This is a genomic window from Companilactobacillus farciminis KCTC 3681 = DSM 20184, assembly GCF_002706745.1.
Lineage (GTDB): Bacteria > Bacillota > Bacilli > Lactobacillales > Lactobacillaceae > Companilactobacillus > Companilactobacillus farciminis.
The window spans coordinates 374,594-386,563 of the sequence record NZ_CP017702.1 but is presented as its reverse complement, the minus strand read 5'-3'; the positions used below and the strand labels follow the sequence as shown (position 1 = coordinate 386,563).

Here is an 11,970-nt window from a genome sequence, read left to right as displayed (position 1 = left end):
CTCCTAAGGTTGTTTAATTTGATCAGGATTTAAGCCAATTTCTTTAGCATAAGTTTTGTTAACGTAAAGTCTCAAAGTGTGTGAAGTTTCAACTGGCATATCTTGAGGCTTCTTTTTGTCGATCAAAATCTTGTAAGCCATCTTAGCTGTCTGTTTGCCAAGATCTTCGTAATTGATTCCATAAGTTGCTGTGCCACCGTCTTCAGCCATTTCAATTGATCCAGTTACGACTGGAAGTTTGGCTTCGCGAGCTTTTTTACCGATAGTTTTCATTGAACTAGCCATCAAATTATCAGTTGGTAGATAAATTCCGGAAACTTTGTCAGCCATTCCAGAAACGGCACTGGCAACATCGTTGGTACTAGTTACACTGACAATATTTAATTTCAAATTGTGATTCTTAGCGTATTTTTTAACCATCTTGATTTGAAGTACGGAATTCTCTTCTGATGAGTTGTACAAAACTCCAATTGGCTTGTTACTCTTAGTCAAAGTCGTCAACAACTTCACTTGTTTATCAACTGGTCCAAGATCTTTTGTCCCAGTAACGTTAGTAGCTGGTTTCTCATCTGATTTCACTAACCCAGCACTTTGCAAATTAGTAACTGCTGTTACTACGATTGGCGTTGACTTAGTCTTTTTTGCAAGAGCTTGAGCTGATGGTGTAGCGATCCCTAAGATCAAATCATTTTTCTTTTGTGTTAATTGTTGTGCCATCGAGTTCAAATTGGATTGATCTCCTTGGGCATTTTGATAGTTGTAATTTACTTTAATTGATTTATCGTGTTTTTTAATTTCTTGATTAAGTTCTTGTTTGAAACCTTTTCTAGCGGCATCGAGTGAACCGTGCGGTACAATCTGCAAAATACCGACATTTAATTCCTTACTTGATGATGAATTATTTGAACATCCCACTAAAACTAAAGCCACCATGGCTATTGTTAATAAACTAATAATTGATTTTTTCATTATTTAATCCTCCCGAAGTATAAAAAAAACCAGCTAGATTCGGATTAGAATCTAACTGGTTTCAATACACGGGCCCGAAATATTTTCTCCAGATAGATTCAACCCTGTATCTATCTGGCTTCTTAAACATGCTTAAAAGCTTTAGCCATTCGATAGATACGAACACGTACGCGTCCGTATCCAACGAAAGGATACAAACGCTATCTAAAGAAAAAGCTAAAGGCAAATTGACTATTTAAATGTGAGTGTTGATTATTAATTTTCATAATAAATTTCCTCTTTTCAATTTACAATGAATAGTAAAGCATTTAAAAATTAGTATGTCAATAAGTTTATTAAAATATTTTAATTTAAATTGCTGTAGGATTCCGTCTTCCATAGCAAAGCAAATTTGGCTGGAACAATGTGGGCACGACTTGGAGCCTTTGCTAAGACCAAAACCGGGCAAAGTCTTCAAGCTCGACCTTTCACTAGGCAATAAATTGCCAAGAGAAATTTCACATTTGAGCCAATTTGCTTTGCTATTCCAGACTAGATAGTGGTCTCTATTTCTATATAAGTTATTTCAGAAAATTAATAGAAAATATCATTGGAATTATAATATATTGCTACAAGTCTAGTAATATCTTCTTTTTATGTAAAAAAATAGAAATTAGAGTCTGGTCAGTAACAAAAGCTCAAAATCGTGCCAACCACAAGATTCTCACGGACGACGGCATCCTATAGGTACTTTTTGGTGCCTACAGCACTTTATAGTGCGTAATTGTTTATTTATCTCAACCCCCTATACTGTTACACATACTCAAATTTTAACTATAGGGGTCAGAAATTATGAACAAGAAAATATCATCTACATGGATTCTTTTGTCACTAGCTATCAGTGCTTTTGCCATTGGATCAACGGAATTTATCAGTGTGGGAATTATGCCATTGCTTACTAAAACTTTTGGCATTTCTCTTGCACAAGGAGGTCTAACTGTTTCCATTTACGCTACAGGAATTATGTTTGGCGCTCCAATTTTAGCTTTACTAACTAATCGTTGGGATCGTAAGAAATTGCTGATTGGTATCATGATTAGTTTTATCATTGGAAATACTTTAGCAGCAATCGCACCAAGTTTTATGATTCTTTTGGCTGGGCGTGTCATTGCCGCTTTGTCACACGGAATTTTTATGACGATTGCATCTTTAATTGCAGCTGATGTCGTAGCTCCTAACAAACGTGCTTCAGCAATTGCTGTCATGTTTACGGGCTTGACGGTCGCAACCATTACTGGTGTTCCGATTGGGACTTTTATTGGAAATACCTTCGGTTGGAGATTATCATTTTTCTTCTTAGTTGCCTTAGGATTGGTTGGTTTGATCACTAATATCATCCTTGTACCAAACGAATTACCATTACCTAAGCCTACTAGCGTTAAAGGTATTTGGAAAATTTTAAAACAACCACAATTGCTTTTGATTCTTCTAATTACTGCTTTAGGCTACGGAGCAACTTTCCCAGTTTACACTTACCTTACAACTATCTTGAATAAGAATATGAATTGGTCACAAAACGCCATCGTTATCATTTTGATTTTTTATGGTGTAGCTGTAGCGGTTGGTAATACTTTGGGTGGCAAATGGGCTAACAAACGTCCCTTAACTGCTCTACTCAAAATGTTTGTCGGCTTAGGTGTCGCTTTAGTTGTAATGAGATTCTTGATCAATCTTCATTTCTTAGGACTTTTGGCAGTGATGCTACTAGGATTATTTGCCTTCATGAATGTGCCTGGATTACAGCTTTATATCGTCCAATTAGCCGAAAAATACACACCTAATGAAGTTCCTTTGGCTTCAGCTTTAAACATCTCAGCTTTTAACGTCGGAATCACTTTAGGCTCAACAATCGGTGGTCAAGCTGTTGCTCACAATCAATTAGTCAACACTCCTTGGTTAGGCGTTGCCATGCTCGCTGTAGGTATTATATTGATTGGTATATTGATCAAAATGGAAAATAACGTCAAGGTCGAAGATTTAGACTTAGAAAATTGCTAAGAAATATTGACGGTGGTAGAATAACATTTACTTAATGGAGGAAAAATTTCATGAAACAAGCTATTTATAATATCGGGGTTGAAAATACTATGAGAATTATCGGTGGCAAGTGGAAGCCTATCATCCTCTGTCACTTAAAGCATGGTAAGATGCGGACTGGTCAATTACGTCGTGCTATCCCTAATATCACGCAAAAAATGTTGACGCAACAATTACGAGAACTTGAAGATGACGGCATCGTTGCTCGTAAAGTCTACAGTCAAGTTCCACCTAAGGTTGAATACTCTTTAACAGAATACGGTCACTCCTTAAATAAGATTCTAGAAGAACTTTGTGTCTGGGGTGAAGAAGATATTGACCGTCGAAAAGCTAATGGTGAAAATATTATTCTTCTAAACCGTGAAGACGTCGAATATGAAAAATTACCTTACGCCGACTAAAAAAGCTTGAGCTCATTACGAGTTCAGGCTTTTTTTATGCAAAAAAACAGACCTCGAATTGAGATCTGTCAGCAATTAATTTATTACGGATTGATTAATCAGTAAATTTGAATGTATGTGTCTTTGAAATTCTATCTTCTGAGTAGACAGCCAATGCGATTGCTGCTAGAGCAACTGCTGGAATGGTGTATCGACTTTGCAAAACGAATAACATCATTAATAAGACTGCAACCACCGCCATTAGTGCTACTTTCATGAATTTTACGTTTCTTGTTGTCATAACATCCACCCCTTAGTGTCTTTTTCTTTTTTTCCATAGATGACAATACCATGCTAAAAATGGTTTGACAACCCCTTTATACCGGCGTTTGGGCGACTATTTACAACTGTCATTTTCTTTCTAATAAACCGAGTAGCACTCTTAAAATAAATTAAAGATTTCTTACTACTGGCAGTATGTTTTTGAAAATCATTCAAATTATTTTGAAATCTTTTCTTAGAATTCTTAAAACTAAACTTAGACAATTATTTTTAAACTTATTTATGCCACAAATGCTGATATGGCGGTCTTTGTGGACAGTTGTTTATTGATTGTGAACAGTATTATTAGATTTATGCTTTTAGTTTTTTTAATATAAATTAGTAAAAAATGCCGTCGTCCGCGAAAATCCTGTGGCTGGCTGGAACATAGCCGACGCGATTTTGAGCTTTTGCATAAACCAAGTGCGCAAAATCTCAAAACTCGGTCTTTCACTAGGCAATAAATTGCCAAGAGAAAATTTGGCTATTGAGCCGCCACAGGATTTTCGCTACCGACTAGAGTCCATCTTCTATTTAGATAGAATCAAACATATACTTCTTAAATGTCTACTCTATTTCTTTGTAACACTACATAAAAAAAGATACTACTAGAGCCACAGCATCATACTGCAATTCCAATAATATCTTCTATTAATTTTCTGAAGTAATTTATATAAAGATAGAAATCACTATCTAGTCGGGAGCGAGGTACTGGAAAATGCTCAGCCGTGAAATCCCACTTAGCGATTTATCGCTTAGTGGAAGCCCAATCTTGAAGACTTTGCCCGAACCTGGGCTTAGCAAAGGCTCCAAGTTGTGGCCACCGCGTTCCAGCGTTTTCCAGTGCCAAACGGACGACGGCAGCTTAACACTTCACACTATAATCGATTATCTATCCTAAACATCCCAAGTCCAATCATTAACTTCTGGCAAATCATCACCATACTCACGGATGTACTTGTTATGTTTATCAACCTTAGCTTCCATTTCGTCAGCAAAGTCACTAGCGGCGTCACCTTGAACAGCAACAGCAGCAACTTCTGCCAAGTGGAAACGATCCATTTCATTAACTACACGCATGTCGAATGGAGTTGTAATATCACCATTTTCACGATAGCCATGAACGTATAGGTTGTGATTGTCACGGTCAAAGAAGATTTCCTTGATGATGTCTTCAAAGCCGTGGAATGCGAATAGAACTGGTTTATCAACGGTAAAAATCTCGTTGAATTGTTCATCAGTCAAGCCACGAGGGTCAACCTTTGGTGATCTCAACTTCAACAAGTCAACAACATTAACGAATCTAATCTTGAGTTCTGGTTTAGCTTTTCTCAAAATACTGATAGCAGCCAATGATTCAAGGTTTGGTTCAGTACCTGCAGCAGCGATAACGATGTCTGAGTCGCCATTGTCATTTGATGCCCAATCGATTACTTTAAGACCTTTATCGGCTAATTCTTGACCTTCTTCAATTGAATAGAATTGAAGTCTAGGTTGCTTTGAAGTTACCAATAAGTTGATCTTTTCTTGGTCATCCAAAATCTTAGGCATAACGGCAAGCAATGAGTTTGTGTCAGCTGGGAAATATTCACGGATGTATTCAGGTTTCTTTTCAGCTAAGTGAGTAATGATACCTGGATCTTGGTGAGTATAACCATTGTGATCTTGTTGGAAAGCTGTTGATGTAGCAATAACGTTAAGTGATGGATACTTGTTTCTCCAACTCAATTCGTTAGCTTTTCTCAACCACTTGAAGTGTTGTGTCAACATTGAGTCAACAACTCTCAAGAAGGCTTCATAACTGGCAAAAATTCCGTGACGACCAGTCAAAGTATAACCTTCATTGAATCCTTCAGCTTGATGTTCTGAAAGTTGTGAATCAATAATTCTACCAGCTGGAGCTTCATATTGATCATTTGGTTCGTGGACGGCTTCCATCCATTGACGAGGACTAGCATCAAAGGCGCCATAAAGACGGTTTGACATTGTTTCATCAGGTCCAAATAATCTGAATGTCTTTTCGTTCTTTCTGATAACATCACCTAGATACTTACCTAGTTCAATCATATCTTGAGCAGTCTTAGTACCTGGCTTATCAAATTTCAAAGCATAATTTTTGTAGTCTGGAAGGTCCAATGGTTTAGGATCTACCCCGCCATTAACAATTGGATTCATAGCCATTCTAGCTTGACCCTTAGGTGTGATAGCAGCAATTTCAGGCTTTAACTTACCATTTTCATCAAATAGTTCGTCTGGCTTGTAAGATTCCATCCATTCAACCAATTTGTCAGCGTGTTGCATGTCATTTTGGTCAACAGGAATTGGAATTTGGTGAGCTCTAAATGAACCTTCGATTGGTTCGCCATCCCAAGTCTTAGGACCAGTCCAACCCTTAGGTGCACGGAAAATAATTACTGGCCATTTAGGCATCTTAGCTTCTGATGCAGGGTGTTTTCTAGCTTCTGTTTGGATAGCTTTGATTTTTTCAATTGCTTCATCCATAACTTTAGCAGTTTCAGGATGCATCTTTTGAGGATCTGTGCCTTCGATGAACATTGGATCCCAGCCCATACCTTCAAAGTATTGAGTCAACTCTTCATCAGTCTTACGTGACAAAATAGTTGGGTTAGAAATCTTAAAGCCGTTCAAGTTCAAGATTGGTAGCACGGCACCATCATCAACTGGATTAATGAAAGTATTTGAGAACCATGAAGCAGCTAGTGGACCAGTTTCAGATTCACCATCACCGATAACTACAGCAGCGATTTCGTCAGGATTATCAAGGATAGCACCGACACCATGTGATAGAGAATAACCTAATTCTCCACCTTCATGCATTGAGCCTGGTGTTTCTGGAGCAGCATGAGAAGCCACACCACCAGGGAATGAAAATTGTTTAAAGAGTTTTTGCATACCCTTAGTGTCTTGGGTAATTTCTGGATAGATTTCTGTATAACTGCCATCAAGGTAAGAATTAGAAACCATTACTTGCCCACCATGACCGGGTCCTTCAATATAGAACATCTTCAAACCATATTTGTTAATAACACGGTTCAAATGAGCGTAAATAAAGTTTTGTCCAGCAATAGTTCCCCAGTGTCCGATTGGGTGAACCTTGACGTCACTAGCCTTTAATTCACGTCTTAATAATGGATTATCTTTTAAATATAATTGACCAACAGAAACGTAGTTTGCTGCTCGCCAGTATTTATCGATTAAATTTAAGTATTCTTTTGATGAGTAATCTGTCATTCCAGCACACACTCCTTATATATTTACAATTGTAATGATAGCGAGAACTATAATAAAAGTCAACCATTTTGGAAATTGGTGCGTTCCAATATTTGTAAACTCTTACTTATTGGCTAAATCAACGAAAGAATCGTATTTGAAATATTTATAATGTAGTTTCATTGTTGAGAATTCAAAGGGAGTTCCATCGTCCAAGAAGAAAATTCCTTCCATCAAGCCAACGGGTTCATTATCAGCCAAATTCAACAATTCCTTACCTTCAGCATCTGAGGGTTCAGCCGAAATATTCAAATAAGTCTTGTTAACTTCTTTGCCTAATTCAGATTCTACATAATTAAAGATAGATTCCGAAGCAATTTGCTCTGACAATTCTGGGGCCAACTTGATAGGAATATATCCCGTTTCAATCATGAACGGCACATCATCTAATGAGCGCAAACGTTTGAAAGCATAGACGAATTCACTAGGCTTCAAAAATAAATTATCTTGCAAATCTTTATCCGGATGAACCACGTCAAATTGCAAAACTTTCACGCCCGGTTTTTGCCCATTAGCGTTGAAACTATCAGTGATACCAAGGTTTTTACCACTATAGTTAAACGATGAACCTTGTTTCAAATACAAAGGATTGACAAAAGTTCCCGAACCACGTTTTTTAAAGATGATTCCTTGATCGGCCATCAATCCTAAAGCACGTTTAATTGAACTTCGACTTACTTTGTAACTTTCAGCTAAAGATCTTTCGTCAGGTAAACGCATATCTGAGAATTCACCTGCATCAATTGCCTTTTTTAAAGATGTAATAATTTTTTGATAAACTAAATCAGCCATAACTTTTCCTCATTCCATAAATTGGGTCGCACCAATTACAAACATGGTGATTATTTTTCTTGTTAAGTATATCTTATAACGTATTGAACTTACATACCAAAAAAATATTGGTCCTTAATTTATATTACTTATGAATCTTGATTAGTATAAGCATTCCGTCCTCCATAGCAAAGAAAATTTGGCTGGAACGATGTGGACACGACTTGGAGCCTTTGCTAAACCCAAAATCGGGCAAAGTCTTCAAGCTCGGTCTTATTCTAAGCAATAAATTGCTAAGAATAATTTCACATCTGAGCCAATTTTCTTCGCTATTCTGGACTAGATAGTGGTTCTATTTTTGATTCTCTAATTACTTGAAATAAATAATAAAAGACGTTATCTAGTCGGTAGTGACAGCTTTGTGGATGCTCAGTACTGAGATTTCACTTTGCGATTTATCGCTTACGTGAAAGGCCAATCTTGGAGATGATTCCCGGTTCTGGAATTAGCTTCAAGTTGTGCCCAGTACGTTCTGCTATACTCCCTTTGTGGTTGACATATGAAATGGAATAATTTCAGATGAAAATCAGAAGGGATTTTTTTATGAAGAAGTACGAATCAGAGTTCAAGATAAAAATAATTAAAGACTATTTGAAAGTAAAGTCAGAAATAATATTTACAGAATATTGCAGATCAATCGGAGTTAATCCTATTACTGCTAGAGGTTGGCTTACCTTATTTCAAGCATACGGTGAAAAGGGATTAATCCCTCAAGTTCCCAAGAAATATAGTTATGAGACTAAGATTCAAGCTGTCAGTGCTTATCTTAATGGCGAAGGGACTCTTAAAGAAGTATCTATAAAGTTTAAACTACGTTCTTCTAAACAATTGAGATATTGGATAATACAGTATAATAATGACAAGAATCTAATCAAGGCTACGCCTGTTAGAAAGAAGGTCGTTACAATGTCGAAGAAAACCACTCTTGAAGAAAGAATTGAAGTAGTTGAATACGTAACTCTTCAAAAACATTCATACTCTGAAGCTTCGGAACATTTTCAAGTTTCCTATCAACAAGTACGCAATTGGGTATTAATCGTGAAGAAACAAGGATACTCTGCCCTCGCTGATAAGCGAGGACGCAGAGGTTACGTCAAAGAAAAGAGTTTAACAGAAGTTGATAAATTAAAACTAGAAAATAGACAATTAAAGGCTGAATTAAATAAACGTAACGCTATAGAGGCTTTTGAAAAAAAATTCGAAGAAATCCAGCGTGGGGAGTGAACAAACAGCATAGGCATGCTTACCAAGCGATAAAGGAAGTATGTCAAAGCCATCATGGATGGGAAACTATCCTATTAGAGTACATAGGTGTCAGTCGACAAGCCTATCACAAAAGCATTAATCGTAAAGAAACTGTCTGGGAAAAACAAGACAGAACTCTAAAAAAACATGTTAAGAGAATATATGAAGAACACAATGGAAGTGTTGGAGCAGGTAAAATACTTACTCATCTTATACACGAAAATAAACTAGGATTTAAATTATCATTAAAACGAGTAAGAAGAGTAATGAATGAATTGAATCTTGTTTGTAAAGTACGGAAGAAAAAGATAAATAGAAAAGAAAAAGAAGAAAAATATATTCAAGATAATATCTTAGATCAAAATTTTAAAGTTACTAAGCCAAATGAAGTTTGGCTAACAGATTCAACACAAATAGAATATGGACCAAATAAAAGATACAAAGTACGACTAAGTGGAATATTGGATCTTTATGGACGTTTTCTATTGGGATACATAATAACACCCACTGAGACGGCAGAAGCTGAAATGACCATGTTTGAAGAAGTATTTAAAAATGAAGGAGACGTGCACCCTATGGTCCATACGGACCGAGGGTCAGCTTATGTAGCTAACAGTTTTAATAAATTACTAGCACAACATAAAGTTTCTAGAAGTATGTCCAGACCAGGGACTCCTTATGATAATTCACCAATGGAACGCTGGTGGAACGATTTTAAATTACGTTGGATGGATCTTCATCCTACACCAGCTACGCTGGAAGAGTTGAAGAATCTAGTTAAAGAAGGAATAGATTACTTTAACAATCAAGATAGATCAGACAAAATAAATGGCTTTACTCCAGCGGAATACCGGAATAAAGCCATTTAAATATGTTTTATAATTTTAACTCTATTGAAATGTCAACTTGACAAGGCAGAGTGCATTCCAGCGTCCACAAAGCCGAACGGACGACGGCAGTTTACCACCAATTCACATTTACTAAAGCCATACTTGGATTAATCATTTGCATTGTCTTCACATTTGGATATAGCATTAATATATACGAGGTATATATTATGGGAATAAAAATTGGAATCATTTTAGGAACGACACGCCACAATTCGCTTGGTGGTAAGATTTTTAAATATTTACAAAAGACGGTGCAAAGCAACGCTGATGTTGAATACAATTGGATCAAACTTAGTGACTATCCTTTGCCACTCTATGATCACGAGGAAACTCCTTTGGAAGACCACATTCACGATTTAAATGGTGTCGAAAGCAGTTGGTTGGAACAATTGAATCAACAAGATGGCTATTTGATTTTGACACCAGAATACGACCACGCTATCACTGGAGCTTTGAAAAATGCCCTCGATTTAGTGGGACCAGAAGTTAACCGCAAGCCTGTTTTGACGATTGCTTATTCACACTTCAGCGACGGTGGTATCTTGGCTGCTCAATCAATCGTGCCAATACTTCAAATGCTAAAAATGATTGTTTTGCCAACACCGGTCTTATTGTGGAATGCTGACGACAATTTTGCTGAAGATGGAACTTTATTAGACGCTAAAAACAGCGACCACTTTGCTAAAAGATTGAATGAAGCTGTAAATGAAATTAATTTTTACACTTCAACTTTAAAAAATAATCCTTTTAAGGAATAAAAAAACATCTATTCAGATATAGTCAATTAATGGCTACCATTATCTGAATAGATGTTTTTTAGTTCAATGCTTCAAATTCTTGATCAAGCGATACTTCAAACTCTTTTGGTTCTTTTTGATTCTTAATCAAATCGTCAGTCAATTTAGTAGCATAAACTTTACGATTGCCATAAGGAACAAAGTACATGATCTTGTTAGTCAAATCTAAAACTGTTTGATATTGAGTATAACTAGCTTCGCCATTTTCCTTGATATTAACGCCACGAGGAATCGTTACACTATCAAGCATATGCAAAATTGTGTTAACAGCTTGCTTGTTATCTTTAGGTGTTTCAGTTGAATTGCGGATAAAGGCAGTTCTCACAAAACGGTCAACGGCAGTGTAACCACCAGGTAGTCTGAACGTACCATTTTGACCCAAAGGAATAACTTCTTCATCACCGAACTTCTTAGCGCCAAAGTTAGTTGTTTGTGCACCTAGATAATTAGCCAAGTTAGTCTTGTGCCAGTTGTAATCAGGGGTGTTAGTCATTACGCCAACTTTATCTTCTTGTAGTACCAAACCGTTGCCTTGTGGTTCCAAGACGTAAGTTGCGCCAGTTGCATCACTGAAAATGAAGTGCAATGGTTGGTTTTGACCCATTACTCCAGCATTTGATTCGATCAAGTGAACTTGTTTGATATTTTCTTTCAAATCTTCAATTGACTTGTTGTTACCTAAAGCCCAAAGGATAAACTCTTCAGCAACTAAGTTGATTGCTCCGTCAGTTGGTTCTGTGTCGTATTTAGCGGCATTGGCAAAATACAATTCGGCTGCTGATAGGCCATATTCGTTGAAGCCATCAGCTACCATGTAATTATTGCCGTATTTAGCACCAGTTCCCATGATGGCGTAATCTGTTGTATAAGTTTTCTTATCATAAGAAGAAATCCATTTATATTCTTGAGGTAAAAATGTCGGTCTGCCGTTCAATTCAAAGGCAAAATCCATTGTTCTAGCTAAAAATTTTGAGCCATCTAAAGCCCCTAAGCTAAGACTTGTACACATATATCTGTACTTCCTTTCGGGAATTATCAAAATTCATTATTAAATTAATTATTCTCTTAATTAAGAACATTATCAAGAATTTTATTTTGCAGATTTTAAATATAACTCTTTTTAAATGGATATGATAAAGTATGTGTGTATAAACAAATATTCCGGAGGTA

10 protein-coding genes are annotated in these 11,970 nt (G+C 36.6%); 5 read left to right on the top strand and 5 right to left on the bottom strand.

The window, feature by feature from the left end; all coding sequences use genetic code 11:
* Positions 1–3 precede the first annotated feature (3 nt).
* On the bottom strand, positions 4–969 hold the full coding sequence (locus LF20184_RS01825) for an ABC transporter substrate-binding protein (protein ID WP_010021082.1): 966 nt from the start codon (positions 967–969) through the stop codon (positions 4–6).
* An 831-nt stretch (positions 970–1,800) separates the two neighbouring features.
* On the opposite strand from LF20184_RS01825, the gene LF20184_RS01815 reads away from it, so the two are divergent.
* Both LF20184_RS01815 and LF20184_RS01810 read left to right on the top strand, forming a co-directional pair.
* Positions 1,801–3,006: an MFS transporter gene (locus LF20184_RS01815; RefSeq protein ID WP_010021083.1), complete on the top strand. Its 1,206-nt coding sequence runs from the start codon at positions 1,801–1,803 to the stop codon at positions 3,004–3,006.
* A gap of 50 nt (positions 3,007–3,056) precedes the next feature.
* Positions 3,057–3,446, top strand: coding sequence for a winged helix-turn-helix transcriptional regulator (locus LF20184_RS01810; protein ID WP_010021085.1), 390 nt, complete (start codon positions 3,057–3,059; stop codon positions 3,444–3,446).
* Positions 3,447–3,540: 94 nt separating this feature from the next.
* On the opposite strand, the gene LF20184_RS01805 is transcribed toward LF20184_RS01810, so the two are convergent.
* The 3 genes from LF20184_RS01805 to LF20184_RS01795 form a co-directional block, all read right to left on the bottom strand.
* Positions 3,541–3,726: a hypothetical protein gene (locus LF20184_RS01805; protein ID WP_010021087.1), complete on the bottom strand. Its 186-nt coding sequence runs from the start codon at positions 3,724–3,726 to the stop codon at positions 3,541–3,543.
* A 917-nt stretch (positions 3,727–4,643) separates the two neighbouring features.
* Positions 4,644–6,998, bottom strand: a complete 2,355-nt coding sequence (locus tag LF20184_RS01800) for a phosphoketolase family protein (protein WP_010021089.1) — start codon at positions 6,996–6,998, stop codon at positions 4,644–4,646.
* Positions 6,999–7,100: 102 nt separating this feature from the next.
* Complete coding sequence (locus LF20184_RS01795; RefSeq protein ID WP_010021090.1) at positions 7,101–7,829, bottom strand: GntR family transcriptional regulator; 729 nt, start codon at positions 7,827–7,829, stop codon at positions 7,101–7,103.
* Positions 7,830–8,387: 558 nt separating this feature from the next.
* On the opposite strand from LF20184_RS01795, the gene LF20184_RS01790 reads away from it, so the two are divergent.
* The 3 genes from LF20184_RS01790 to LF20184_RS01780 all read left to right on the top strand — a co-directional run bounded on the left by LF20184_RS01790 (position 8,388) and on the right by LF20184_RS01780 (position 10,761).
* A complete protein-coding gene (locus tag LF20184_RS01790; protein WP_099240395.1) occupies positions 8,388–9,092 on the top strand; it encodes a helix-turn-helix domain-containing protein in 705 nt (234 codons plus the stop codon).
* Complete coding sequence (locus LF20184_RS01785; protein WP_099240391.1) at positions 9,089–9,982, top strand: IS3 family transposase; 894 nt, start codon at positions 9,089–9,091, stop codon at positions 9,980–9,982. Before LF20184_RS01790 ends, LF20184_RS01785 begins: the two co-directional genes overlap by 4 nt.
* Positions 9,983–10,170: 188 nt before the next feature.
* A complete protein-coding gene (locus LF20184_RS01780; protein ID WP_010021091.1) occupies positions 10,171–10,761 on the top strand; it encodes an NADPH-dependent FMN reductase in 591 nt (196 codons plus the stop codon).
* A 58-nt stretch (positions 10,762–10,819) separates the two neighbouring features.
* On the opposite strand, the gene LF20184_RS01775 is transcribed toward LF20184_RS01780, so the two are convergent.
* Entirely contained in the window at positions 10,820–11,809 is a 990-nt protein-coding gene (locus LF20184_RS01775) for a bile salt hydrolase (RefSeq protein WP_010021092.1), read from the bottom strand.
* Positions 11,810–11,970: the final 161 nt, after the last annotated feature.